The sequence below is a fragment of the Roseobacter sp. HKCCA0434 genome (assembly GCF_032464675.1).
Classification (GTDB): Bacteria; Pseudomonadota; Alphaproteobacteria; order Rhodobacterales; family Rhodobacteraceae; genus Pontivivens.
Window position 1 is genome coordinate 67,427 of the sequence record NZ_JAWDKL010000016.1, and the last position, 24,997, is coordinate 92,423.

29 protein-coding genes are annotated in these 24,997 nt (G+C 68.2%); 7 read left to right on the forward strand and 22 right to left on the reverse strand.

All coding sequences use genetic code 11. The features are described from left to right. Positions 1-258 carry a DUF1289 domain-containing protein gene (locus RX333_RS11060; protein WP_316015000.1) on the forward strand — a complete coding sequence of 86 codons (258 nt, stop codon included), beginning with the start codon at positions 1-3 and terminating at the stop codon, positions 256-258. A gap of 138 nt (positions 259-396) precedes the next feature. Here the strand turns inward: RX333_RS11060 and RX333_RS11065 are convergent, their stop codons facing one another. From RX333_RS11065 to RX333_RS11120, 12 genes are all read right to left on the reverse strand, one after another. Continuing rightward, a complete protein-coding gene (locus RX333_RS11065; protein WP_316015001.1) occupies positions 397-1,272 on the reverse strand; it encodes a metal ABC transporter substrate-binding protein in 876 nt (291 codons plus the stop codon). Beyond that, a complete protein-coding gene (locus tag RX333_RS11070) occupies positions 1,269-1,622 on the reverse strand; it encodes a hypothetical protein (RefSeq protein ID WP_316015002.1) in 354 nt (117 codons plus the stop codon). The genes RX333_RS11065 and RX333_RS11070 overlap by 4 nt, the downstream gene beginning before the upstream one ends. Continuing rightward, on the reverse strand, positions 1,619-2,380 hold the full coding sequence (locus tag RX333_RS11075) for a DUF4198 domain-containing protein (RefSeq protein ID WP_316015003.1): 762 nt from the start codon (positions 2,378-2,380) through the stop codon (positions 1,619-1,621). Before RX333_RS11075 ends, RX333_RS11070 begins: the two co-directional genes overlap by 4 nt. Positions 2,381-2,391: 11 nt before the next feature. Next, entirely contained in the window at positions 2,392-3,552 is a 1,161-nt protein-coding gene (locus RX333_RS11080; protein ID WP_316015004.1) for an ABC transporter permease, read from the reverse strand. Beyond that, entirely contained in the window at positions 3,549-4,208 is a 660-nt protein-coding gene (locus RX333_RS11085) for an ABC transporter ATP-binding protein (RefSeq protein WP_316015005.1), read from the reverse strand. Before RX333_RS11085 ends, RX333_RS11080 begins: the two co-directional genes overlap by 4 nt. Further along, the gene (locus RX333_RS11090; RefSeq protein WP_316015006.1) at positions 4,205-4,831 is read right to left on the reverse strand and encodes a hypothetical protein; all 627 of its coding nucleotides are present in this window, start codon (positions 4,829-4,831) and stop codon (positions 4,205-4,207) included. Before RX333_RS11090 ends, RX333_RS11085 begins: the two co-directional genes overlap by 4 nt. Positions 4,832-4,906: 75 nt before the next feature. Continuing rightward, the gene (locus tag RX333_RS11095) at positions 4,907-5,431 is read right to left on the reverse strand and encodes a DUF3299 domain-containing protein (RefSeq protein WP_316015007.1); all 525 of its coding nucleotides are present in this window, start codon (positions 5,429-5,431) and stop codon (positions 4,907-4,909) included. Further along, positions 5,428-6,678 (reverse strand): ABC transporter permease, encoded by a 1,251-nt coding sequence (locus tag RX333_RS11100; RefSeq protein WP_316015008.1) that lies wholly within the window; start codon positions 6,676-6,678, stop codon positions 5,428-5,430. The genes RX333_RS11095 and RX333_RS11100 overlap by 4 nt, the downstream gene beginning before the upstream one ends. Further along, positions 6,675-7,370: an ABC transporter ATP-binding protein gene (locus RX333_RS11105; RefSeq protein ID WP_316015009.1), complete on the reverse strand. Its 696-nt coding sequence runs from the start codon at positions 7,368-7,370 to the stop codon at positions 6,675-6,677. The genes RX333_RS11100 and RX333_RS11105 overlap by 4 nt, the downstream gene beginning before the upstream one ends. Continuing rightward, the gene (locus tag RX333_RS11110; RefSeq protein ID WP_316015010.1) at positions 7,367-7,999 is read right to left on the reverse strand and encodes a zinc uptake protein ZrgA; all 633 of its coding nucleotides are present in this window, start codon (positions 7,997-7,999) and stop codon (positions 7,367-7,369) included. Before RX333_RS11110 ends, RX333_RS11105 begins: the two co-directional genes overlap by 4 nt. Positions 8,000-8,018: 19 nt before the next feature. Further along, positions 8,019-8,306 (reverse strand): DUF6525 family protein, encoded by a 288-nt coding sequence (locus tag RX333_RS11115; RefSeq protein ID WP_316015011.1) that lies wholly within the window; start codon positions 8,304-8,306, stop codon positions 8,019-8,021. A 329-nt stretch (positions 8,307-8,635) separates the two neighbouring features. Beyond that, positions 8,636-9,409, reverse strand: coding sequence for an IclR family transcriptional regulator (locus RX333_RS11120; RefSeq protein ID WP_316015012.1), 774 nt, complete (start codon positions 9,407-9,409; stop codon positions 8,636-8,638). 71 nt (positions 9,410-9,480) lie between these two features. Here RX333_RS11120 and RX333_RS11125 point away from each other — a divergent pair, with 71 nt between their 5' ends. The 5 genes from RX333_RS11125 (at position 9,481) to RX333_RS11145 (ending at position 14,183) form a co-directional block, all read left to right on the forward strand. Then, positions 9,481-10,836 (forward strand): selenium-binding family protein, encoded by a 1,356-nt coding sequence (locus RX333_RS11125; RefSeq protein ID WP_316015013.1) that lies wholly within the window; start codon positions 9,481-9,483, stop codon positions 10,834-10,836. A 14-nt stretch (positions 10,837-10,850) separates the two neighbouring features. After that, positions 10,851-11,201, forward strand: a complete 351-nt coding sequence (locus tag RX333_RS11130; RefSeq protein ID WP_316015014.1) for a 2Fe-2S iron-sulfur cluster-binding protein — start codon at positions 10,851-10,853, stop codon at positions 11,199-11,201. 3 nt (positions 11,202-11,204) lie between these two features. Further along, positions 11,205-11,669, forward strand: coding sequence for a CoA-binding protein (locus tag RX333_RS11135; protein WP_316015015.1), 465 nt, complete (start codon positions 11,205-11,207; stop codon positions 11,667-11,669). 94 nt (positions 11,670-11,763) lie between these two features. After that, positions 11,764-12,576: an enoyl-CoA hydratase gene (locus tag RX333_RS11140; protein ID WP_316015028.1), complete on the forward strand. Its 813-nt coding sequence runs from the start codon at positions 11,764-11,766 to the stop codon at positions 12,574-12,576. Then, positions 12,573-14,183, forward strand: a complete 1,611-nt coding sequence (locus tag RX333_RS11145) for an AMP-binding protein (protein WP_316015016.1) — start codon at positions 12,573-12,575, stop codon at positions 14,181-14,183. The genes RX333_RS11140 and RX333_RS11145 overlap by 4 nt, the downstream gene beginning before the upstream one ends. A gap of 18 nt (positions 14,184-14,201) precedes the next feature. On the opposite strand, the gene RX333_RS11150 is transcribed toward RX333_RS11145, so the two are convergent. The 10 genes from RX333_RS11150 to fnrL form a co-directional block, all read right to left on the reverse strand. Continuing rightward, a complete protein-coding gene (locus tag RX333_RS11150) occupies positions 14,202-14,393 on the reverse strand; it encodes a DUF202 domain-containing protein (protein ID WP_316015017.1) in 192 nt (63 codons plus the stop codon). Further along, positions 14,375-14,587, reverse strand: coding sequence for a cbb3-type cytochrome oxidase assembly protein CcoS (gene ccoS / locus RX333_RS11155; protein WP_316015018.1), 213 nt, complete (start codon positions 14,585-14,587; stop codon positions 14,375-14,377). The genes RX333_RS11150 and ccoS overlap by 19 nt, the downstream gene beginning before the upstream one ends. After that, a complete protein-coding gene (locus RX333_RS11160) occupies positions 14,584-16,692 on the reverse strand; it encodes a heavy metal translocating P-type ATPase (protein WP_316015019.1) in 2,109 nt (702 codons plus the stop codon). The genes ccoS and RX333_RS11160 overlap by 4 nt, the downstream gene beginning before the upstream one ends. After that, positions 16,689-17,165, reverse strand: a complete 477-nt coding sequence (locus RX333_RS11165; protein WP_316015020.1) for a FixH family protein — start codon at positions 17,163-17,165, stop codon at positions 16,689-16,691. The genes RX333_RS11160 and RX333_RS11165 overlap by 4 nt, the downstream gene beginning before the upstream one ends. Further along, a complete protein-coding gene (gene ccoG, locus RX333_RS11170) occupies positions 17,140-18,753 on the reverse strand; it encodes a cytochrome c oxidase accessory protein CcoG (RefSeq protein ID WP_316015021.1) in 1,614 nt (537 codons plus the stop codon). Before ccoG ends, RX333_RS11165 begins: the two co-directional genes overlap by 26 nt. Before the next feature lie 109 nt (positions 18,754-18,862). After that, positions 18,863-19,861 (reverse strand): cytochrome-c oxidase, cbb3-type subunit III, encoded by a 999-nt coding sequence (ccoP, locus tag RX333_RS11175; RefSeq protein WP_316015022.1) that lies wholly within the window; start codon positions 19,859-19,861, stop codon positions 18,863-18,865. Next, positions 19,854-20,096, reverse strand: a complete 243-nt coding sequence (locus RX333_RS11180; protein WP_316015023.1) for a cbb3-type cytochrome c oxidase subunit 3 — start codon at positions 20,094-20,096, stop codon at positions 19,854-19,856. Before RX333_RS11180 ends, ccoP begins: the two co-directional genes overlap by 8 nt. A gap of 9 nt (positions 20,097-20,105) precedes the next feature. Beyond that, positions 20,106-20,942 carry a cytochrome-c oxidase, cbb3-type subunit II gene (ccoO, locus tag RX333_RS11185; protein WP_316015024.1) on the reverse strand — a complete coding sequence of 279 codons (837 nt, stop codon included), beginning with the start codon at positions 20,940-20,942 and terminating at the stop codon, positions 20,106-20,108. Positions 20,943-20,946: 4 nt separating this feature from the next. Continuing rightward, entirely contained in the window at positions 20,947-22,557 is a 1,611-nt protein-coding gene (gene ccoN, locus RX333_RS11190) for a cytochrome-c oxidase, cbb3-type subunit I (RefSeq protein ID WP_316015025.1), read from the reverse strand. Positions 22,558-22,645: 88 nt separating this feature from the next. After that, positions 22,646-23,398, reverse strand: a complete 753-nt coding sequence (gene fnrL, locus RX333_RS11195; RefSeq protein ID WP_316015026.1) for a transcriptional regulator FnrL — start codon at positions 23,396-23,398, stop codon at positions 22,646-22,648. 83 nt (positions 23,399-23,481) lie between these two features. Between fnrL and hemN the strand changes: the two genes are divergently transcribed. Beyond that, positions 23,482-24,810, forward strand: coding sequence for an oxygen-independent coproporphyrinogen III oxidase (hemN, locus tag RX333_RS11200; protein ID WP_316015027.1), 1,329 nt, complete (start codon positions 23,482-23,484; stop codon positions 24,808-24,810). Positions 24,811-24,997 lie beyond the last annotated feature (187 nt).

Below are 24,997 nucleotides of genomic sequence, written 5' to 3' on the forward strand. Positions count from 1 at the left end.
ATGGGCAAGAAGACCCGCTCGCCCTGCATCGGGGTGTGCAAGTTCAAGCGTGCGGGCCACTGCATCGGGTGCTCGATGACCAAGGATCAGAAGTCGCTGTTCAAGAAGCTGAAGGCGGAGAAGCACCGGCGGGTCCTACTGGCGCTGGTGATGATGCAGCAGGACGCGATGGGCCGCTACGGCCATTGGGAGACGGCCTATCGCGCGCGGGTGGCAAAGAAGGGCGGGCGGGCCGATCTGCCGGAGCGGATCGGCTAGACGCTGCGAAGGATTTGGTTCAGCAGTGCTGACCATTTCCCCGCGGGGAAAGCCGGGGCCGGTGGGCATGTCGTGCGGCGGCGCCGGTTTGCCCGGTTTGCCGGAGGCGCGGCCTTCCCCGCCGGTAAATGGTCAGGCTTATTGACCTATTTTTGCGAGGGCCGCTCCGAGCGCGTCGAAGCTGGTGCGCATCGTCTCGGCAAAATCACCGTCGGCGGGGGGCATGGAGAGGGGTGGGATGACCACCTGTTCCAAACCGCGCTCGGCGACTGCATCGCGGGCTTCGGCGGGCGGTTCCGTTTCCCAGATCAGCATTTGCGCGCCGGTCTCCGCCGCGAGCGCATCGAGGGCGGCGAGTTGATCCGCGTCGGGGGCGACGCCCGCCTCCCAGTCCAGCGAAGTGACATCGAGACCGTAGGCAGCGCCGAGATATTCGTAGCGCGGGTGGCTTGCAATGGCGGCGATCGGGTCGCCCGTAACCAGTGCGTCGCCGGTCGCGTTGAGTTCGGAAAGCTGCTCTTGCAAGTCCGCCAGTCGGGCCTCCACATCCACATCGGGCAGGCTGCGCGCGAGTGCGGTGGCGAGCGTCGCGGCCTGCCGTGCGGCGATCTCGAGGTCGAGCCAGGTATGGCTGGCCTTGCCTTCGTGACTGTGGCTGCCCTCGCCGCCGTGACTGTGGGTGATGGTCTCGGTCGCGATCAGCGCGTCCTTCAGCCCGCGGCCGGTATCGACTGTGCGCGCGCGAGGCAGGGCGGCGCGGGTGGTCCAGTCGGCGAGGCCGGACCCGTTGAGCACGATCAGGTCGGCCTCCTGAATCGCGACGATCTCGCCCAGGCCGGGCTGCCAGGAGGCGGGATCGCGGCCTTCGGGCACGACGAGCTGAACCTCCGCCGCGTCGCCCGCCAGTTCCTCGGCCATCCAGGCGACGGGGTAGCTGTCGGCCACGATGACGGGGCGGTCCTGCGCCAGCACGGGGGTGGCGAGCAGGAGGGACGCGGCGAGGAGGCGCCTCATGATCCGTCCTCCGCCCGGTCCAGATCGGCGGGGGTCAGCAGCCAATAGCCGCTATGCTGGTCGCCGGTCTCGACCGTGATCGTCAGGCCGCTCGCGGCGATGTCGCGGTCGAGCGGGAAGCGGGCAGTGCCGTCCTCCTGCAAGGGGAGGGTCAACACGGTTTCGCCCGTCGCGTCGTCCACCGTCACCTCGCCCGACACGGGAATGCGGCCGGTGGAGAACTTTGCCTCCACCACCACGATTTCCACTTCGTCCTCGATCGTCACGGAGGCGAAGACATTGACGCGGTGCGCCAGCGCCGGGGTGGCGAGCGCGAGGGTCAGGACGGCGGCGAGGGCGGTGCGGATCATTGCGCGATCCACTCCTCGAAACGGACCCAGATTACCGCGCCGAGCTCGACCGCCTTGGCCTCGCCCTCATGGTCCATCGTTTCGGGCGCCGTGTTGAGGGCTGCGAAGCCCCACCAGCCGGGGGCTGGGGCGGCATAGGTGAAGACGCCGTTTTCGTCGGCCTTGATGGTCTGGGTGATCATCAGCTCGGAGGGCGCGGCGGTCTGCTGACCCTCGTTGTAGAATTCGACCTCGATCTCGGCGTTCGGCACGGGCTCGCCTTCGAGCATCACGACGCCCTGGAAGACGTTGCCGGACCAGAGCGCGAAGGGCTTGGACAGTGGCACGATCTCGGTACGCAGGCCCAGCTCGGCATCCCAGCCTTCGTCATCGCCATAGGCGGACACGTAAGTCTTGGTGAAATGCTGGATGAAGGCGTCCTCGGCCGGTTCCCAATAGGGCACGGGCGTCATGGCGAAGATGTGGGTGCCGGGACGCGCGAGGTCGTAGGTCAGCGTGTAGCCCGGCTCGCCCATCACCTGTGTTTCGGTCAGGTTGTCCATGAGGTCGGTCGTCTCGCCTTCATGGGTCACGGTGAACGCCTCGGGGCGGTCGAGGATCATGCCGACCTCCTCGAACGGGTGGGAGAAGCTGACGGTAAGGTCGATGCTGCGCCCGTCCTCCTGCGTCGGCATGGGGTTCGACGGGATGATCATGCCGTAGTGCGCGAGCGCGGGCGTGGCGCAGAGCGTGGCGAGGAGGGCGGCGCGGGTGAGCATGGTGTTTCCTCTCAGGATCCGAAGGCGATCAGTCTTTGGGCGATGGTAGCGGCCTGCGATTGCAGGACAATGACGATCGGCAGGGCGAGCAGGACGGCGCCCGCGAGGATCAGTCCCAGCTCGGCCAGCGCGAGAGTGGAAATGGTTAATTTTCCGGCCCCTAGCGCGAAGGCGGTGCGCATCTCGGGCGCACGCAGCCGCCACGATAAAAATAACGCGAGGCCAAGGCCAAGGGCGGCGGCAAGGCCGACCACGAGGGTGACGGTGTCTACGAGCGCGGCGATCCGCAGGAGGCGGGCGACCAGCGCCTCGATCACGTCCGACGGGACCACGGCCTGCACCGGCCCTTCGGCGTCGAGGTATCGGCCGCGCAGGATGGTGGCCGAGCGGGTGTCGTAGGGTGCGACCATCACGGCGGTGACGGGATAGGTCGCGGGGTCGCCGTGGAAATGGAAGCTGTCCACGTTCTCGGGCGTGATGCGGGCGAACTGCACGACGCGGGCGGCGGCTGCGGCGGCGCTCTCCTCGCCCTCGATGACGATGTCGTCATGGCCGTGGCCGATGCCCTCGATGATCCAGGCGGTCTTGATGTCCACGAAAACGGCGTCGTCGTCGGGCGTGCCCGTGGGCGGAAGGAGGCCCGCGACGGTCATCTCCAGCGGGTAGGCACCGTCGAGGTCGAAGAGGTTTTCGGGGTCGGAGAGGATCGTGTCGCCGATGCCCGCGCCGAGGGTGCGCGCGGCGTTTGCGCCGAGGACGGCCTCGCCCAGCGTGGCGAAGCGGCGGCCTTCGGTCGGGGTCAGGTCGCGGATGTCGAGATAGTCGAGCGTGGTGCCGACGATGCGTAGACCCGATGCGGTGAAGGGGGTGTGCAGCGGCACGGGTATGCCAAGGCCCGAGTCCCAGACCTCCTCGGCCGTCTGCATGGTCGTGGGCTCGGGCAGGTCGTCGGTGAAGTAGGCCCCGGCCATGACGAGGTCGAGCCGGCTGCCGCGGGTGCCGATCAGGAGCGGCGTCGCCTCGGCCCGCGCGCCGAGGGCGGCCTCGCCCTGCGCCAGCAGCGTTCGGGTCAGCACCGGCACGGCAAGCACGAGGGCGGCGGCGACGATCAGGACCAGTGTGCGCGCCCAGTGGAAACGGAGATTGGCGGCGGCGAGGTAGAGGGCGTTCATGCCGCTGCCCTCATGGCCGCGAAGTCGATGACGCGGTCGAAACGGGGTAGAAGCTCGTGATCATGGGTGACGGCGAGGAGGGCAGCCCCGGTTTGCTCGGTCTGGGCGAAGAGAAGGTCGAGAGCGGCGGCCTTGTTCGCGGGGTCGAGATTGCCGGTGGCTTCGTCGGCGAGGATCACGGCGGGCCCGGTGACCAGCGCGCGGGCGATGGCGACGCGCTGACGCTCCCCCTGGCTGAGGCGGGCGGGGCGGCGGCGGGTCTTGTCGCCGAGGCCGAAATCGGTGAGCAGGGCGGTGGCCCGGTCGCGGGCGGCGCGGTCGAGGCGCAGCCCCTCGCCGATGCGGAAAGGGTAGAGGACGTTCTCCTCGGCGGTGAGGTAGTCGACCAGCGCGAATTCCTGAAAGACGAAGCCGATGGAGGCGGCGCGCAGGCGGCGGCGGGCGCGGTCGGGCAGGCCGGTCATTTCCTGCCCCGCGACGGTGACGCGGCCCGCATCGGGAACGGCGATGCCGGAAATCAGGTTGAGCAGGGTGGTCTTGCCCGCGCCGGAGGGGCCGACGAGCGCGACATTCTCACCGGGCGCCACGTCGAGTGCGGGAATGTCGAGCGCGAAGCCGCCGGGATGAGCGAAGCGCAGGTCGCGGACGGCGATCATTCGGCGGGTGCCTCGGCGCGCGGGCCGGTCTCGTCCCCGTCCTCGACGGTGGTCAACTCGCCCGCGCCGGTGCGGTCCACGTCGGTCAGCACGAAATCGGTGAGGCGCCAGGCTCCGTCGGACGGGCCGATGGTCAGTTCGGCGGCATAGGCGTTGCCGCGCATGTGGGTGTGTTCGGCATGGCCGACCTCCCCCAGCACGACCCAGCGGATGTCGGCCTGCATCGCCTCGCCCTCGCGCGCCCAGGTGCCGCCGGTCAGGCGCAGCTCGTGCACCACCTGATCTGGCAGGCCACCGCCCGCCAGCGCGCCCGCGCGTTCGAGATAGAGCGCCTCCAGCGCATCGCCGGCCGCCACCTGCGCAAGACCGTCATAGATCGCGTCCTCCTCGACCTCGGCGAAGGCGGCGTAGACCTCGCCCAGAACGGCCATCGTGACGGGGTATTGCCCGCGCATCAGGCCGTCGGCGTCCACGGGTTGCGGTAGGCCGGGTGCCGGAAGGGCGGCGGATGACGCGTCGCCGCGCAGCATCGGCAGGACGACGAGTGCGGCCACGACCGCGACGAGGCCGACCGCCGCGAGCGGCAGCCATTTCGTCACGGCGGGTTTGGAGGGGTCGGACATGGGCGGCACGATAGCAAGTCCTGCCCCTGCCGCAATCGCGAAAGGGGCTGTGCGACGATCACGCCTTCGCGGGTGTCACCACTCGTAGATCTCGATCCGCTCCGCCGCGATCTCGTAGCCGGTCTCGCCCAGTTCGGTGTCCTGAAGCCGGGCGGTCATGCGGCCATAGACCCAGATCGCGTCCCAGATCTGTTCGAGGGGCCAGGGCTCCTCGGTCTCGACGAAGACGAGCTGGTTGGGTGGCGGCGGCGGCGTGTGGATGCAAGCGCCGATATAGGGGACCAGCATGAAGCTGGTCATCGCGTCGCCCTCGACGTCGAGCGGGATGATGTAGCCCGGCATCTTGATTTCGGCGCCGTCGAGATCCTCGTTCAGCTTGAAGGCATTGGCGTCGAAGATCGGTGCCCAGGTGTCTGCGACCTCGTCCAGGTCACCCTCTCCGATGATCTCGGGGTAGGGGAGGCCCGCCGGGATCAGGTCGTCCCAGGTGATCTCGGTATGGGTCGCGGCGAGGGCCGCGTGGGGCAGGAGCGCGCCCGCGGCGGCGGTCGTCAGCAAGAGGCCGCGCCGGGTCAGGGATGTCGGGGTGTGTCGGGTCATATCCTCACCATCATGCCATCGGCGAGCGACAGGCGGTAGGCCCTGAGCGCCGGGATCAGGCTGACCAACGCGGCGGCCCCGATCACGGTTGCGAGAGCGATCAGGTCGCGCGCGCCCGGTGGAGCGATCGGCAGCCATAGGCCATAGGCCGAATCGACGATCGGCTGCGCGATGACGAGCGCGGCGTAGAGCAGGGCGATGCCCAAGAGCGCGCCCGCGGCGGCGGTCAGCATCGCCTCCAGCACCAGCAGGCCGAGGATGGTGACGGGCCGCGCTCCCATCGCGCGCCAGATCGCCATCTCGCGGCGGCGTTCGCCGAGGCTCGCGAAGATCATCGCCATCATGCCGAGCAGCGCCGTGACCACCACCATGACCGCCACGGCGGTCAGCGCGCTCTCGGCCACACCGACGATCTGCCACAGCTCGGCCAGGGCGACGCCCGGCAGGATCGCCATCAGCGGTTCCTCCGGATAGTCGTTGATGGCGCGTTGCAGGGCGAAGATCTGCAGGCGCGAGTCCGTGCCGATCAGGGCGGCGGTGATGGCGGTCGGGGTCAGGTCCATCTGCCGGATCGCCTCGGTCGGGGTGGTGCGACCGGGGATGCGCGCGCCCCGCTGCCAGTCGACGTGGATCGCCTCGATCGCCTCGAGCCCGACGATCACGGTGCGGTCCACCGGCGTGCCGGTGCGCGCGACGATGCCGGATACCCGGAAGGGTTGATCGGCATGGTCGGTGAAGGAGGCGAGACCGTGCGAGACCACGATCGGGTCGCCGACGGCATAGCCCAGGGTTTCCGCCACCTCCGCGCCGATCACGGTGTCGTAGAGGTCGTCGATGCGCTCGCCCTCCGCCATGTCCAGCGCGCGACCGCCGCGATAGCGGTAATGCTCGAAGAAGCCGGGGGTGGTGCCCATGACGCGGAACTGCCGGTGGCTGTCGCCGAGCGAGATCGGGACGATCCAGTCGACCTCGGGCCGGGCGGCGATGTCGAGATAGCTCTGCCAGCTGAGGTTGTTGGTGGCGTTTCCGATGCGGAAGACGGAGTACAGCAGCAGCTGCACCGAGCCGGAGCGTGCGCCGACGATCAGGTCGGTGCCGGAGATGGTGTCGGAGAAGCTGGCGCGCGCGCCCTCGCGGACCTTCTCCACGCCGAGATAGAGCATGACCGACAGCGCGATGGCGAGCACGGTCATGCCGACGGTCAGCGCACGGGCGAGGAGCGAGCGGGCGGCGAGGCGCAGGATCATGCGGCGGCCCTTTGCCTGCGGACGATGTCGGTGAGGGCGACGGCGCGGTCGAAACGGTCGGCGAGGCGGGCGTCGTGGCTGACCATCAGGATGGAGGAGTCCGCCTCCTCGGCCTGATCGAACAGCAGTCGGAGAAACCCGTCCTGCGCGGTCGCGTCGAGGGCGGAGGTCGGCTCGTCCGCCACGATCAGCGGGGGGGCGCCGATCAGGGCGCGAGCAGCGGCGACGCGCTGTTGCTGGCCGGTAGAGAGGCGGCCCGCGGGGGTGGCAAGGACGGTGTCGGGCAGGGCGAGCGCGGCGCAGAGCCGCGCGGCCTCGGCCCGCGGGTCTCCCGCGCGGGCGCGGCGGTCGGGGGCGAAGCGCAGGGGCAGGGCGATGTTGTCGGCGACGGAGGCGTAGGGCAGCAGGTTGAATTGCTGGAAGATGACGCCGATCCGTTCGGCCCGGAAGCGATCGCGGTCACCGGGGCGCAGGGCGCCGATATCGATGCCGTCGACCTCGACCTGGCCTTGGTCGGGCGTGACGATGCCACAGATCAGCGAGAGCAACGTGGACTTGCCCGAGCCGCTTTCGCCCAGCAGCAGGACCCTCTCGCCGCGGCGGAGCGTGAAGGTGGGGCAGTGGATCGCGAAGCTGCCCCCGCCGGGCCAGGCGAAGCTTAGGTCGGTCAGGGCGAGGGCGGCATCGGTCACGGTCGGTCGAGAGTCAGTTCGGGCGCGTCGCGGGTGATCTCCGCCTGGCCTGCGCCGGTATCGAGGACATAGACTGCCTCGACTTCCTGCGCGGTCTCGAAGCGGTCGAAGAAGGGCAGGGAGATTGCGGTCAGCGCGTCCGGGGACTGGCAATCGAAGACATATCGGGCGTGGAACTCGCTGTGCACGGCACCGGCCGCGTCATCGTGCTCGCCCTCGTGGTTTGCGCCGTGATCGTGGTCTTCCTCCTGCTCATCCGCGTGATCATGCGCGTGGTCGGCCTCTTCCATGTCGGCGTCGTGATTGTGCTCATCGTGGCCATGCAGGTGGACCAGCACCTCGGCCAGGCGGCAGTCGGCGGCGTCGGGCAGGGTGACGATGGTCTCGGGCATCAGCAGGGTGCGGATCGCCGCATCGACGGCGTCTAGGTCCGCGTCGCTGGTGGCTTCGTATTCGAAACCGACGATATCGGCACCCGGCGCGATCAGGTTCATCTCCACCGTGGTGCCCTCGACGGCGATTTCGAGCGTGCTGACGCCGTGGACATGCGCGTCCATCTCGCGCGTTTGCTGCGCAAAGAGCGGCGCGGCGGCGGTCGTGGCGACCAGGGCGATGGTGATCGACTTCATGGGGTGTCCTTTCGAAGGCTCAAGATATGACGGTGGGCCGGGTTGCCAAATTGGCGGCATCGTCCGGGCGGGCGATGCGCGCGAGCGCCCTCTCCTCGGCCCGGTCGAGCCGTGCGAGCGTGGTTTCGAGAGGTTCGCCGGTCGCGCGCGATCTTTGCCAGATCGCGCGGCAGGAGGCGGGCGACCAAGGCAGCGCCGCGGTGGCGAGCCACTTGCGCAGGGGAGCGGGCAGCGCGTCGTAGCTGGCCATCGGGCAGACCGTGCGCCTTCGTTTGCGGAGGGCGATCTTTCCGAGATTTCCCGACATGCTTTCCCTTGGTGCGGATCAGCGCACTGCTGACACATAGATATAGTTACGTTATAACATTAATCTTGCCAAGGCCAATTGGCCGGGTACTGGAAAGGGACCTGTCTGCTGTCGCACGCTCGGTCTGTCGGCGCCCCTTTCCGGGGGGTCGGGGTCGCCGACTTTTCGACGCCTCATGATTTGTAAGGGCGGCGAGCGGCGGTCACACGGGTGCACGGATGATGTCTCGCCGAGGCGGAGAAGGGACGCTTCGCCAATCGAAAAAGGTTTCAGCGAAAATCCTCGGAGTGGACCGCGCCACAACTCGCGGCAACTGGCCGCCCCAATTCCTAGAGGTGCGCTTCCTGCGCCCGCCTGATATCCTGCGAGCGGTCCCAGCCGAGGCCGGAGGCGATCTCCTGTGCGAGTCCGATGAGCGTCTGGCCCAGTTCGGCGCGGAAGTCGGGCGTGAAGACCCGCACGGTTCCCGCAGCGCCGATGGATAGCGCCGCCCCCGGCCCCTGCGGGGCGAGCGGGGCCGCGACCGAGCACATGCCGCGCTCGATCTCCTCGACGCATTCGGCGAAGCCGCGCTGGCGGATGGTTGCGAACTCCGCCTCCAAGTCGGGCAGGCTGGTCAGGGTGAACTCGGTATAGGCGCGCAGGCGGCCTGCCATCTCGGCGGTCGGGATCAGATCGGGGGAAAAGGCCGCGACGGCCTTGGAGCAGGAACAGGCGTGCAAGGGCCGCTTGCCCAAGCCGGGATGCAGGAAGGAAACGCCGGTTTCGGGCGTTTCGACATGGATGATCTCGACGGACCTGCCGCGCAGCCGTGACAGGAAGAAGGCGGACCCCATCTCGGTCGCCGCGCGCCTGAGCTTCGGCGCGATCAGATCGAGGAGAACCTGATCGGACTGTTCGGCCTGCGTCATCCGCCGCAGCCGCAGCCCCAGTTCGAAGCGGCCACGGGCCACAGGCTCCAGCAAGCCCGTATCCACGAGATCCTGCACCAGCCGGTAGGCAGAGGGTTTGGGCAGGTCGGAATGGGCGCAGATCTCGGCCACGGTCGCCTCGCCCTTCTGCGCGACGATCTCCAGGATCAGGACGAGCCGTTCGAGTTGCATGGTTTTACCTTGCGAGAATCCTGTTCTCGATTTACGAGAATCGCAAGCAGGTCGCAAGGGAGGACGCGGCGATGGATGGCTCATGCTGCGGACCGGGCTACGCAAGCCCCGCGGAGGCGATCAAGGCGCCACGGGAGAAGCTGATCTACACCATTGCGATCTATACCGGCACGGGTATCCAGAAGCCCGACTACCTCGCCACGATCGACGTCGATCCCGACAGCCCGACTTACAGCCAGGTGATCCACCGGCTCGAGATGCCGGGCATCGGGGACGAGTTGCACCACATGGGATGGAATGCCTGCTCCTCTTGCCATGACGATGCGGGGATGAGCCGGAAATATCTGCTGGTGCCCGGCGTGCGGTCGAACAATATCCATATCGTCGACACCGCCACCGATCCGCGCGCGCCGCGCCTGCACAAGACGATCGACGGGGCGGAGATCAAGGCCAAGACCGACCTGAGCGGCCCGCATACGGTGCATTGTCTGGGCTCGGAGATCATCATCTCCTTCCTCGGCAACGCGAAGGGGGAGGCGCCGGGCGGCTACCTGCACCTGAACAAGGAGTTCGAGATCGTCGGGCGCTGGGAAGCGACGATGGGCGACATCCCGTTCAGCTATGATTTCTGGTATCAGCCACGCCACAACGTGATGGTCTCGTCCGAATGGGCGGCGCCCAACACCTTCATGCCGGGGTTCGATCTGGAAGAAGTGGGCCATCTGAAATACGGCCGCCGCCTGCATCTGTGGGATTTCGAGGCGCGAAAGCCCGTCGAGACCATGTATCTGGGCGAGGACGGGTTGATCCCGCTGGAGGTGAAGTTCCACCACGATCCCGACAGCAGCCACGGCTTTTGCGGGGCGGCGCTGAGTGCCAACGTCATCCATTTCTGGAAATCCGAGGCTGGCAAGTGGGAGTGGGAGAAGATCATCGACGTCGAGAACGAGCCGCATCCCGAATGGCCGATCCCGGTGCCGGGGGTGATGAGCGCGATCCTCGTCTCGATGGATGACAGGTATCTCTACCTCAACAACTGGCTGCACGGCGACATGCGGCAATACGACATCAGCGACCCGCACAATCCAAGGCTGACCGGACAAGTCTGGATGGGTGGGCTGTTGGGCCGCGCGCCGGAGGTCAACGGCGTGAAGGTCGCGGGCGGGCCGCAGATGTTCCAGCTGAGCCTCGACGGACGGCGGCTCTACGTCACGACCTCGCTGTTCTCGACCTGGGACAACCAGTTCTATCCCGAGATCCGCACGCAGGGCGGAGTGATGGTGATGATCGACTGCGATGTCGAGAATGGCGGCATGAGCATCAATCCCGACTTCATCGTCGATTTCGGGCAGGAGCCGAACGGCCCCTCGCGTTGCCACGAAAGCCGTTATCCCGGCGGCGACTGCACCAGCGATATCTGGCTGTGAGTGGGACCTGCCGCGTGACGCTCGCCAACCGGGATGGCGCGGTGGTGGAGGTAGATGCCCGCCGCCCGCTGCTCGACACGTTGCGGGAGGCGGGCGTCGACCTGCCCTATGGCTGCCGCTATGGCGGGTGCATCACCTGCGCGGCGAAGCTGGTGTCGGGCGAGGTTGACCAACGGCGGCAGGTGGCGCTGAACAACCGGCAGCTCGCGGCGGGCTATGTCCTGCTGTGTGTCGCGCGGCCGGTCGGCGACATCGCGCTGGAGGTCGGGGTGGAGAGCCACGACCGGCTCTACCGCAATCCTTTCCTCGACCCGCTGGAGCCGCATGAGCTGAAGGCGGATATCGCCACACCGAAGGAGGCCTGACCCATGCCCGCCGCCGCGATCGACGATCTCTACGATTACGACCCGGCCTATCTGGCCGACATCCTGAAATCGGTGAGGACCATCGCGATGGTGGGTGCCAGTGCCGACAAGACCAAATTCAGCTACGGCGTGCTGCGCGTGCTGCACGAGACGGGCTACGACATGATCCCGGTCAACCCCAATCCGGCCCTCACGGAAATCCGGGGCCTTCCCGTCGCCCATTCGCTGGCGGAGATCGACCGTCCGGTGGACATGGTCGAGGTGTTCCGCCCCAAGGAGGAACTCTACGCCATCGCCGAGCAGGCCATCGCCATCGGGGCGAAGGTGCTGTGGGCTCAGATCGGCGTCTACGACGACCGCGCGGCGAAGCTGGCCGAGGAGGCGGGGCTGAAGGTGGTGATGAACCGCTGCCCCAAGATCGAGCTGTTCCGCCCGTTCTGGAAACCACGGCTGGACCTTGCGATCTGAGGTGCGGCGCTGGACAGGGGCGGCTCAGAGGCCGTTAGGATGATCGCAGGCTGCTGCCCGCGCGGGTGGCACGATGAAAGAGGGGACGCGGCACATGGACGGCAATCCGAAATCCAGCGACCTGCTGCTGCGCAGCGATAGCGACGGCGTGGCGGTACTGACGCTGAACGCGCCGCGCGCGATCAACGCGCTGTCGGAGGCGATGCTGGCCGCGCTGTCGGACATGCTCGACGCGATCGCGGAGGATCGGGAGGTGAAGGCCGTGATCCTGCGCAGCGCCGGGCCGCATTTCTGCGCGGGGCACAATTTGAAGGAAATGACCGCGCGGCGCGCGGATGCCGATGGGGGATTCCAGTATTTTCAGGACCTCTTCGCGCAATGCTCGCGGATGATGCTGCGCATCGTGCGGCTGCCGCAGCCAGTCATCGCCGAAGTGACGGGCATCGCCACCGCCGCGGGGTGCCAGCTGGTCGCGTCCTGCGATCTGGCGGTGGCGTCGGAGGATGCGACCTTCGCCACTTCGGGGGTGAATATCGGGCTTTTCTGCTCGACGCCGATGGTGGCGCTGTCGCGTAGCGTGCCGCGCAAGATTGCGATGGAGATGCTGCTACTGGGCGAGTTCCTGCCCGCCGCCCGAGTGGCGGAGATGGGGCTGGTGAACCGGGTGGTGCCAGCCCACGAGGTCGAGGACGCGGCGATGCGGATGGCGCGCACCATCGCCGACAAGTCGCCCGCCGCCGTGCGGATCGGCAAGCGCGCCTTCTACCGCCAGGCGGAGATGGGGCTGGAGGAGGCCTATGCCTATGCCGGGCAGGTGATGGCGGAAAACATGATGGCGCGCGATGCGGAGGCGGGGATCGGCGCCTTCACGACGAAGCGTCCGATGCCGGAGTGGACGGGCGAATGATCTACGACGGGCCTGAGCTGGCGCGCAACGGCGCCAACCACACCGCGCTGTCGCCGGTGTCGATCCTCAAGCGGGTGGAGCGGGTGCATCCCGAGCTGCCCGCGCAGATCCACGGGCGGATCCGTCGCAATTGGGGCGAGGTGGCCGAGCGGTGCAGGCGGCTCGCCTCCGCTCTGACAGGCCGGGGGATCGGCAAGGGCGACACCGTGGCGCTGATCGCGCCGAACATCCCCGAAGCGTTGGAATGTGCGCTGGCCGTGCCGATGCTCGGCGCGGTGCTGAACGCCAACAATACGCGGCTGGATGCGGCGACGATCGCCTATATCCTCGACCACGGCGAGGCGAAGGTGTTGCTGGTCGACACCGAATATTCCGCGCTCGCCGCCGAGGCGGTCGCGATCAGCGGGCGCGACCTGACGATCGTCGATATCGAGGATTCCGAAGGGCCGGGCGGGGAGCGGATCGGCGCTCTGACCTATGACGCTCTGCTGGCGGAGGGCGATCCCGCTTTCGCCTACACCCTGCCGGATGACGAGTGGGATGCGCTGGCGCTCAACTACACCTCCGGCACGACGGGGCGGCCCAAGGGGGTGGTCTATTCGCATCGTGGCGCCTGGACGAACGCGGTCAACAACGTCGTGACCTGGGAGATGCCGCACCACCCGGTCTATCTGTGGACGCTACCGCTGTTCCACTGCAACGGCTGGTGCTTTCCGTGGACGATCACGCTGCTTGCGGGCACGCATGTCTTCCTGCGCGCGCCGCGGGCGGACGCGATCTACGATGCGTTCGCCGATCACGGCGTCACCCATCTGTGCGGCGCGCCGATCATCATGTCGATGATCGCGGGGGCGGCGGGCTCGCGGGAGTTTTCGCAGAAGATCGAGATGATGACCGCCGCCGCGCCGCCACCGGCCAGCGTGATCGGCGCGATGGAGGCGATGGGCATCACCGTCACCCATGTCTACGGCCTGACCGAGGTCTACGGTCCCGCCGTGGTCTGCGCGGAGAAACCGGACTGGTCCGCGCTGCCCCCCGACCGGCTGGCCGAGATGAAGGCCCGGCAGGGCGTCGCCTACGAGTTGGAGGAGGACGTGCTGGTGCTCGATCCCGAGACGGGCACGCCCGTCCCTTGGGACGGCAGCACGCAGGGCGAAGTGGTGTTTCGGGGGAATATCGTGATGAAGGGGTATCTCAAGGCCCCCGAGGAGACCGCGCGCGCCTTTCGCGACGGCTGGTTCTGGTCGGGCGACATCGCGGTGCAACACCCAGACGGCTATATCGAGATCCGCGACCGGTCGAAGGACATCATCATTTCGGGCGGGGAGAACATCTCCTCCATCGAGGTGGAGAAGGCGCTGTACTCGCATCCGGCGGTCGCGGCGGTCGCCGTCGTCGCCATGCCTGACGACAAATGGGGCGAGGTGCCCTGCGCCTTCGTCGAGCTGGCGGGGGAGGCGAGCGAGGCGGAGTTGCTCGACCACGCGCGCGCCCGGCTGGCCGGGTTCATGCGGCCCAAGCGGGTGATCTTCGGTGAATTGCCCAAGACCAGCACAGGCAAGATCCGCAAGAACGAGCTGCGCGACGCGCTGCGCGGGCGGGACTGAGCGACCGGGCGGCAGGCCCTACCGCGCCCGCCAGCGAACCCAGCCGACGAACAGGATCGCGGCTCCGACGAGGGTCGTGAAGTAGGCAACCGGCACGCTCCATGACGGCAGGTCCAGCGGCCCCGTCACGGCCTTGATGCCGAAACCGGCGGTGATCAGCGCAAGGCCGGTCCAGGCGAGGCGAGAACGGGTCAGGTAGCTGGGGGCCATCGGGCATCCTCCGGTTCTGGGTCGGTGGTCGGGGCGGGGCGCGCGGAGCTATCGCCCGGCGCGTCGATGAGGATGCGCGCGGCGTCGCCCTCCAGATCCTCGTACTGCCCGTGGCGCAGCGTCCAGAGGCAGGCGACAAGCCCGGCAGTGCCGAGGCAGAGCGAAACCGGGATCAGCACGACGAGCACGTTCATCGCCGCACCGCGTTCAGCACGACGAGGATGGAGGAGGACGACATCACGGCGGCGGCCATCAGCGGTGTCGCCAGCCCCGCAACCGCGACCGGGATCGCCACGGCGTTGTAGAGGACCGCAAGCGCGAGGTTCTGCCGGATCCGGCGCCGCGCGCGGCGCGCCAGCCGCAACGTGTCCGCCACGGCACGCAGGTCTTCGCCCAGGATCACGCCATCCGCAGCCACCCGTGCCGCATCAAGCGCCGTGCCCGGTGCGAGGGAGGCATGGGCGCTCGCCAGCGCGGCGGCGTCGTTCAGGCCGTCGCCCAGCATCAGGACGCGCGCCCCGGCCTCGGCGCGCTCATGGACGAGCGCCGACTTGTCTCCGGGCGACAGGGCGGGATGGACCTCGGCAATGCCGAGCCGCGCAGCCAGGGCGCGGGCGCGCGCCGCGGTGTCGCCGGTCACCAGTTCGACGGAGAAGCCCATCCGCTTCAGTTGCGCCACCATCTGCCCCGCGCCGGGGCGGAGATGCTCGGTCAGCGCGAGGGGAAACCGCCAGCCGGGCAGATCGAGCACCGGACCGTCCGGGCCGCGACCCAAGCGCACGGGTGCGCCGTTCCAAAGGCCGTGAACGCCGTCGCCAGGCACTTCCTCGATCGAGGTAAGCGGGGCATGGGGGCCGTCGGGCAAGGCGCGTGCCACCGCACGCGACACCGGATGATCCGAGGCCCGCGCCAGGGCACGGGCGACCGCGGCCGCCTCGGGGTCGAGATCGGGTAGCCGTGCAACGCCCTCGGTCAGTGTTCCCGTCTTGTCGCACAGCACCGTGTCGATTTCGGCCAGCCGCTCCAGCCCCGTCGGCGACTTGAGGAGGATGCCGCGCCCGAACAGCCGCCCGGTCATGGCCGCCGTGACCGCGGGCACGGCGAGGGCCAGGGCGCAGGGGCAGGTGATGATGAGGGTGGCCGTCGCGATGCCGATGGCGCGGTGCGCCTCGCCGGTCGCGATCCACCAGCCGAAGAAGGCGAGAGCGGCCAGTCCGTGCACCACCGGCGCATAGAGACGCGCGGCGCGGTCGGCGATGCCCGAATAGCGATGGCGGCCCGTCTCGGCGACCTCGACCAGCCGCGCGAGCCGTCGCAGCGTGCTGTCCTCGGCTCGGGCTGCTGCCCGGATGACCAGCGGGGCGTCGAGCACGACCTCGCCCGCGCAGACCGGTGCACCTGCCGCGATGCGGACCGGGTCGGCCTCTCCGGTCAGGGCCGAGCGATCGAGCGTGGCGGCCGCTTCGGCCACGCCGTCCACCGGAACGCGGGCACCCGCGGCGAGCGCGATCCGGTCTCCGGCGGCGAGTGCGGCAACCTCGACGACCTCGCGCCCTGTCTCGGTCAGACGGGTGGCGCGCGGCAGCTCGAGCGCGGTCAGCTCGGCCGCGGCGGAGCGGGCGGCCCCGCGCGCGCGCCCCTCAAGATAGCGTCCGACGAGCAGGAAGAAGGTCAGAGACAAGGCGGCGTCGAACCAGGTGTCCTGCCCGCCCGCGAAAGCGGTCTCGTAGAGCGAGGTGCCCGCGGCCAGCGCGATGGCGAGCGCGATGGGCACGTCCATGTTGAGCCGCCCGGCCCTCAACGCCGCGAAGGCGGAAAGGAAGAAGGGCACGGCAGAAAAGGCAAGCGCGGGCAGGGCGATGGCGGCCGAAACCCAGTGGAAGAGGGCGCGCGTCGCCTCGCCCGCGCCGGACCAGACGGCGACCGACAACGCCATGACGTTCATCATCGCGAAGCCGGCGACGGCGATCCGGGGGAGCAGGTGGCGCTGACCATCCTCGGCGACGGTTTCCAGCGCAGCGCCGTCCAGCTCCATCGCGTCGTATCCCGCCCGGCGCAGGGCGGCGAGGGCGGCATCGGCCGGCACACCGGGTCGAAGCGAGACGCGCACCCGCCGCGCGGCCAGGTTGACGCGCGCCGTGCACACAGATGATTCGTCCGCGAGCGCGCGCTCGACGCTCGCGATACAGCCCGCGCACCGGATGCCGGGCAGGGCGATGTCGATCGTCCGACTGCCCGCGGCCGGAAGCACGAGATCGGCGGGAAGTGCCGCGCAGCCGGGGCAGGCGGCGACGCTCATCGCGCGACCCTCAGCGGGATCCGGCGGCGGAAGGGCGTGCCGTCTGCTGCGCGCAGGTCCAGTCGCACGTTCCAGTTGCCGTCCCCCACCGCGACCGGGGCCGACCAAGCGGAGCCGGTCCATGCGAAGGCGGGCGTCATGTCGTCCGCGACGGTGGTCGCGCGACCGAGCGTAGCGGCGACGATCCGGGGCTGGATGGTCGCGCCGTCGGGTCCGGTGACCGCCAGCCGCAAGGCGGTCGCGTCGAGCGTCACATCAAGGGTCCATCCCAGCGCGTCCTGCGCCGCGCGGTCGGCGTCGAACCGCTGGGAGGCGACGTAGCTCGACTCCGTCTCCTTGCCGGGAAAGGTCCGCACGGCGCTGATCGCCAGCGCCAGATTGACGGCGATGATGATTCCGAACCCACCGACGAACATGGCCGCGATGTGCCAGCCTGCGAGGGGTTTCTCAGCCTGCGCTGCCGCTGCGTTCATCGAAGCTCTCCTTTCCGTTGAAGATCGTGTCCTCGTGGGACCGCTCGCCCGAGATCGTGTCCTCGACCCAGAGCCGGATCGCGGTGCGCTCGCGCCTGGCGGCGGCGGTGTCAGGTGCGGCGAGGACATAGACACGTGTCAGCCGGGTGCTGTCGGCGGGAACCTCCACCAGCCTGTCCGGGGCGCCCTCGACCGCGACGGTCAGCGCAGGCGCGTCGCCGAGCGACAGCTGGAAGGGGCGCGCCTCGCCATGCTTGTTGCGCAGGCGGATGTCGTAGGCATTGCGGACCGAGCCGTCCGAGAGCGTCACGAAAGTCGGGTTGCGCACGGGGGCGACGGTCATGTCGATCTCGGGCCGTATGAAGAGAGCGACGACGAGGGCGACCCCGATCGCGGCCCACGCGACGGTGTAGAGGATCGTGCGCGGCCGGAAGACGTGGCGCCAGACGGGCTTGGGCTGCCAAGCAGGCCGGTCGGAGTCCGCGACGTCCCCCGACGGCGTAGCCGTGAAGGCCGCGACCTCGGCCGTTTCGCCGGGACGGGTCGGCGGGCGGTCGTCGAGGGCGAGGTAGTCGATGAGCCCGCGGGGGCGGCCGATCTTCGCCATCACCTCGTCGCAGGCGTCGATGCACAGCGCGCATGTGATGCACTCCATCTGCTGCCCCTCGCGGATGTCGATGCCCATCGGGCAAACGGCGACACAGGCGTTGCAGTCGATGCAGTCGCCCAGCGTCTCGCCCGTACGGGCGGTGCGCGGCAGCGCCTGGTCCTTGTCGGCCGCAGCACCGTAGCGGGCGGTGGCCGCGCCGCCGCCGACCGCCTCGGCCGCCGCTTGCCGGCGCCGGATGCCGCCCTTGCCGCGCGGCTCTCCTCGCCAGTCGCGATAGCCGACGGTCAACGTGCCGGGATCCATCATCGCGGCCTGGATGCGCGGCCAGGGGCACATGTAGATGCAGACCTGTTCGCGCAGGAAGCCGCCGAGCGTGAATGTCGTGGCCGTCAGGATCGCAACGGTCACATAGGCGACGGGTGCTGCCTGACCCGTCACGAGCCTGTGCAGGAGCGTCGGGGCGTCGGCGAAGTAGAAGACCCATGCCCCGCCCGTCGCGACCGAGATCGCCAGCCAGCTCAGCCATTTGGACAGGCGCAGCCGCCATTTCCGCGCGGTCCACGGTGCGTCGTTCAGGCGGATACGTGCGTTGCGGTCGCCCTCGATCCAGCGCTCGACGGTCAGGAACAGATCTGTCCAGACGGTCTGCGGGCAGGCATAGCCGCACCAGACCCGCCCCAGTGCCGAGGTGAACAGGAACAGGCCCAGCCCGGCCATGATCAGCAAGCCCGCAACGAAATAGAACTCGTGCGGCCAGATCTCGATCCAAAAGAAGTGGAACCGGCGGCTGGCGAGATCCACGAGAACGGCCTGGTCGGGGAGGTTCGGGCCCCGGTCCCAGCGGATCCAAGGCGTCACGTAGTAGATGGCGAGCGTGATCGTGAGGATCGCCCATTTCAGGCGACGGAAGGGGCCCGAGACCCGGCGAGGAAAGATGGGCTCGCGTGCGGCGAAGAGGGGTGGCGCGTCACTGGCCATGTCTGGGCTCGATTCCGGTTCGTTGCGTTGCCGGGTCTAGTGGCATGGAAGGGCGCGCGCGTTGATCTGGATCAACCTCGCGCGCCCCGGCAGCCGGTTGCCGTGCGGTTCAATCAATGGGAGCCACGTCGCCCGCACCTGCGTCGCGCGGCGTCCGTTCGGCCTCCGCCGGGAAGGTCGCGTCCGGCACCTCGACTGCGGCGCCGGTCTCCGCGCCCGTGGGGGTCGGGCCGATCTGCGCCTCGCCGCCGCCCAGTCCGTGCACATAGGCGGCGACGGCGCGCACCTCCGCCTCGCCCAGCCGGTCGATCCAAGGCGGCATCACGCCGTGGCGCGGATTCACCAGCTGCGCGAGAATGGCCTCCTCGGTTCCGCCACGCAGCCAGATCGCGTCGGCGAGGTTCGGCGCGCCGAGATCGCGGTTGCCGAGTCCGTACTCCCCGTGACAGGCGGCGCAGTTGTCGAGGAAGGCCCCCGCACCGGCCGCTGCCGCTCCGGCATCGTGTTCGAGTCCCGACAGGCTGCGCACATGGGCGGTGATGCGCTCGAGCTCGTCTTCCTCCATCCAGTCGAAGGACGGCATCATGGAATAATGCGCGTCGGGATCGTCCTCGTTGCGGATACCGTGGCGGACGGTGAAGGCGATCTCCTCCAGCGTGCCGCCCCACAGCCAGTCGTCGTCGAGCAGGTTGGGATAGCCGGAAGCCACGACACCGGCGGCGCCCGCGCCGTGGCATTGAGAGCAGTTGGCCGCGAAAACCCCGCGCCCAGCCTGCACGGCGAACCGATGAAGCTCCTCGTTAGCCTCCAGTACCGCCAGGTCGATGGTGGTCAGGCTGTCGGTCAGATCCGCGTTGGAAAGCTCGACGCGCTCTATCTCCGCCGCGACCTCGCCCCGGGTGGAATAGCCCAGCATCCCTGCCGACGCACCGGACAGTAGCGGCCAGGCGGGGAACAGAATCGTGTAGATCAGCCCCCAGACCACCGTGGCGTAGAAGGTCCACAGCCACCAGCGCGGCAGGGGGGTGTTCAGCTCCTCGATGCCGTCCCAGCTGTGGCCAGTGGTCTCGGTGCCGGTGGCGTCGTCGATCTTGGGGGCGTCAGCCATGACCGTGGCTCCTCGTGGAATTGGCGGTGCAGGTGCAGCCCTCGCACGCCTGTGCACAGCCCGCGATGACCGGCGCGGCGGGTCTTTCATGACGGAACGGCACGGCGGCTGCATCGTCGTGGATCGGGCGCGCGCCCGGTCTGAAGGACCAGAGGATCACGCCGACGAAGATCAGCGTCAGGATCAGCAGGACCCAGCTGTCGGCCAGTTCGCGCAGGAAGGAATAGGTGTCCATTGCTCGTCCTCAGCGGCTGTCATCGGGGGTGAAGGTCGAGAAGTCGACAAGGGTGCCAAGCATCTGGAGATAGGCGATCAGTGCATCCATCTCCGTCAGCTCCGGAAAGCCGTCGAAATTGCGCACCTGCGCGCCGGGATAGCGGTCGAGCAGGCCGTCATAGTCGCCCATCGGATCGACCTGCACGCGCATGTCGGCGCGCGCCTCGGCGATCATGTCGTCGGTATAGGGCACGCCGACGAAGCGGTGGGTGGCCAGCAGGGCGTCCACGTCGCGGGTGTCGATCCGTGCGTCGGCGAGGAAGGCGTAGCGAGGCATCACGCTTTCGGGCACCACCGATTGCGGGTCCGTCAGGTGATCGACATGCCATTCGTCCGAATAGCGCCCGCCCACCCTTGCGAGGTCCGGCCCCGTGCGTTTCGAGCCCCATTGGAACGGATGGTCGTACATCGACTCCGCCGCCAGGCTGTAGTGGCCGTAGCGCTCGGTCTCGTCGCGCATGGGGCGGATCATCTGGCTGTGGCAGGTATAGCAGCCCTCGCGGATGTAGATGTCGCGCCCGGCCAGTTCGAGCGGGGAGTAGGGGCGCATCCCCTCGACCTCCTCGATCGTGTTCTCCAGCCAGAACAGCGGCGCGATCTCGACGATGCCGCCCACCGTCACGACCGCGAAGGACGCGGCGAGCAGAAGCGTCGCGTTGCGCTCCAGCCGCTGGTGGAAGGTGATGGTCTTCGCGTGATGCGGCAGCTCGTTGGGAAGGTCGCCGGTGGCCAGCGCCTCCTTCGGGGTGACGACCCTGGGGTCGTGTGCCGGGTCGTAATTCGGGCTATGGGGATCCTTGCTCATCGGGTCACTCCGCGGGAATGGCAACGGTGGTGGGACGGGCCTGGGGGACGCGGATCGTCCGCCAGATGTTCCAAGACATGACGAGGGCACCGGCGAGGTAGAGCGTGCCGCCGAGCGCGCGCACGACATACATCGGGAACTTGGCGTCCACGGTGTCGGCGAAGCTGTTGACGAGGAAGCCGTTGGCGTCGACCTCGCGCCACATGAGCCCCTCCATGATCCCCGAGACCCACATCGAGGCCGCGTAGAGGACGATCCCCACGGTCGCGAGCCAGAAATGGGTGTTGATCGCGGCCACCGAGTGCATCCGTTCCCGCCCCCAAAGGCGCGGCACCAGGAAGTAGATCGCCCCGAAAGTGATGAGCCCGTTCCAGCCGAGCGCGCCCGAATGCACGTGGCCGATGGTCCAGTCGGTATAGTGGCTGAGGCTGTTGACCGCGCGGATCGACATCATCGGACCTTCGAAGGTGCTCATCCCGTAGAAGGCGAGCGAGGCGACGAACATGCGGATGATCGGATCGGTGCGGATCTTGTCCCACGCGCCCTGCAGAGTCATCAGCCCGTTGATCATACCGCCCCAGCTGGGCATCCACAGCATGATCGAGAACACCATGCCCAGCGTCGCGGCCCAGTCGGGCAAGGCGGTGTAGTGCAGGTGGTGCGGCCCCGCCCAGATGTAGAGGAAGATCAGCGCCCAGAAATGGATGATGCTGAGCTTGTAGGAATAGATCGGGCGGTCCGCCTGCTTGGGGATGAAGTAGTACATCATCCCCAGGAACCCGGCCGTCAGGAAGAAGCCGACCGCGTTGTGCCCGTACCACCACTGGGTCATCGCGTCCTGCACGCCCGCGAAGACCTGCACGCTCTTGGAGCCCCAGATCGACACGGGGATCGACAGGTTGTTGACCACGTGCAGCATCGCGACTGTCACGATGAAGCTCAGCAGAAACCAGTTGGCGACGTAGATATGCCGCTCGCGCCGCTTGAGGATCGTGCCAAGGAAAACTGCGAGGTAGGCGACCCAGACGATCGTCAGCCAGATGTCCACGTACCACTCGGGCTCGGCATATTCCTTCGACTGGGTGGCCCCCAGCAGATAGCCGGTCGCGGCCAGCACGATGAACAGGTTGTAGCCCCAGAACACGAACCAGGCCGCGTTGCCGCCCCACAGCCGCGCGCCGCAGGTCCGCTGGACGATGTAGAACGAGGTCGCGATCAGCGCGTTGCCCCCGAAGGCGAAGATCACTGCCGAGGTATGCAGGGGTCTGAGCCGCCCGAAATTGGTGAAGGGCTGGCCCCACTCAAAATTGAGCGCAGGGAAGGCCAGTTGGAAGGCGATGAAGGTACCCGCCAGCAGGCCGATCACACCCCAGAACGAGGTCGCGATGACGCCGAACCGCACCGGCCCGTCCATGTAATCGGCGGGGACCGGACGTGCCGGTGTCGGCACTCCGGAGACCGGCATCGCGCGGAGTTGCCAGATGAACAGTGCAGCCGCGATCCCCATGATGAGAAGCGCGTGAACCATGTACGCCGCGTCGCGCGCCCAGTCCGCCGCGATGGCCGCAAAGAGTGTGATGACGCCCAAGGCGATCAGTTTGAAGATGTCGAGCATGTCGAGCCCCTGTCTGCGTTCAGGGGCGGCATCGCATCGTTCTGGGGTCGGGGCTTTGACCTGGATCAATCGCCGGGCGAAATACGGCTCAGCCGGGCATCCCGCCATCGGCATCGTCGCCGGCCTCGATCATAAGCGCCGCGAGGTCGTCGCACAGCACTGTGCGACCGCCATTGTCGAGCCGGATCACCCCGTCACGCTTCAAGGCGGAGACCTGACGGCTGACAGTCTCGATCGTCAGTCCCAGATAGCTGGCCATCGCCTCGCGTCCGAGGGGCAGATCGGCGCGCAGCGGCCGCGCATCCGCGGCGGCCCGGCGCAGCACGAGGGCGAGCAGGGTCGCGACCTTCTCGCGCGCGGACTTCCGGCCGAGCAGCAACATCCAGTCGCGCGCGGCGTCGAGTTCATCGAGCGACATCTCCAGCAGCCGCGCGGCGACCTGCGGCGCATCGATCAGCAGGTTCTCGAACCGCTGACGGTCGAACTGGCACAAAGTCACGTCGGTCGCAGCGGTTACCTCGTAAGGCGCCGTGGCGCGTCCGGGACGCCCGACGAAATCCGAGGGCATCAGCAGGCCGACCATCTGGACGCGCCCATCCTCGAGCGAGCGGGTGAGCGTCGCGCAGCCACGCACGATGGAGCCGACGAAGGGCAGGGCGTCGCCTTCGAGGGCGATCGTCTCGCCTGCCGCCCAGCTGCGATAGCTCTTCATCGACTCGAGGCGCCCAAGCTCGGCACTGTCGCACCGGGCGCATACGGCCCGATGGCGGATCGGACAGGACGCGCAATCCTGCGTGGCCAAGGCGCCGTGCACGGCGGTCAGCGGTCTGAGTCCTGCCATCGAATGCCCCTCTTGCTATGTGGCGTCGCACGGATTGATCCAGGTCAATGCGTGTCCGTACCTCTCTTCGGCACGGAGGGTTCATGACCGATCACATCCCCGCCTCCGGCACCCGCGCGCCCCGTTACACCAGCTATCCCCCGGCAACGCAATTCACCGATGCCGTCGGCCCCAAGGCGATGAACGCTTGGCTCGACAAGACAAAGCCGGGCGCCCGCATTTCGCTCTACGTGCACATCCCGTTCTGTCGTCGGCTGTGCTGGTTCTGCGCGTGCCGCACGCAGGGCACGCGCACCGACGCGCCGCTGGAGGACTATTTCGATACGCTCGAAGCGGAGATCGCGCTGGTCGCGGACAAACTGCCGCAGGATGTGACCGTCTCGCGTCTGCATCTGGGGGGCGGCACCCCGACATTGCTGCCGCCGGCCCTGCTCGACCGGCTGTTCACGATGCTGGATGCGCGCCTGCCGCGCGCCGTCGGAGCCGAGACGGCCGTCGAGGTGGATCCTACAGAGCTCGACGATGCACGCCTCGATGTCCTCGCGGCGCGGGGGATGACGCGCGCCTCGCTGGGGGTACAGGATTTCAATCCGGCGGTGCAGGCTGCCATCGGCAGGCCGCAGGGCATCGACTGCACGCGCAGCGCGATCGACGGGTTGCGCGCACGCGGCGTCGCGGGGATCAACCTGGATCTGCTCTACGGCTTGCCGCACCAGACCGTCGCGACGCTGGATGCGACGCTCGAGACCGTGCTCGCGCTCGCGCCCGATCGGCTGGCGCTTTACGGGTATGCGCATGTCCCGTGGGTGTCGCGCCGCCAGGTGATGATCGACGAGGCGGCGCTTCCAGGACCGGAGGCCCGCCTCGCACTGTCGCGCCACGCAGAGAGGCGTCTGCGGCTGTCGGGCTACCGGGCGATCGGGTTCGATCACTTCGCGAGGCCTGGCGACGCGTTGAGCCGCGCCGCCGACGCGGGCACGTTGCATCGGAACTTCCAGGGCTACACGGTCGATGCGGAGGACGTGCTGCTCGGGCTGGGCGCCTCGGCGATCTCCCGTACTCCGTGGGGCTATGCCCAGAACGCGGCTCGCACCGCGGACTGGGTGGCCCGGATCAGGGGCGGCCGCCTGTCGACCGCACGTGGTCATGCGTTCGGCGGGGACGATCGGCTGCGGGGTGCCGTGATCGAGCGTCTCCTATGCGATTTCGCCATCGCGCCCGAACGGTTCGGACAATCCGACCGCGTCCGCGAGATGACGGCGCAGATCGCCGCGCGCTGGCCTGACGCCGTGCGCCGGACCCCGGATGGACGTCTCGTGATCCGGCCGGAGTCGCGTCATCTCGCGCGACTGATCGCCATGACGATCGACAGCTATGCGAGACCGGAAGGACGCCACAGCCTTGCGATCTAAGTGTGGGCCGTCGCTGAGAAGGCGTAGTTTGAAATGGTCCCACCTATTCGGACAGGTTTGGAGCGTTTCCAAGGTGTATCGGGTTTAGGTTTCATGCTGCTTTTTGCTCTTCGAAGCCCGCCCAGTATGCGGCGTCGGGCGTGAGCCGATCGAGCGCGGAATGGGGCCGCTCGGTGTTGTAGAATGT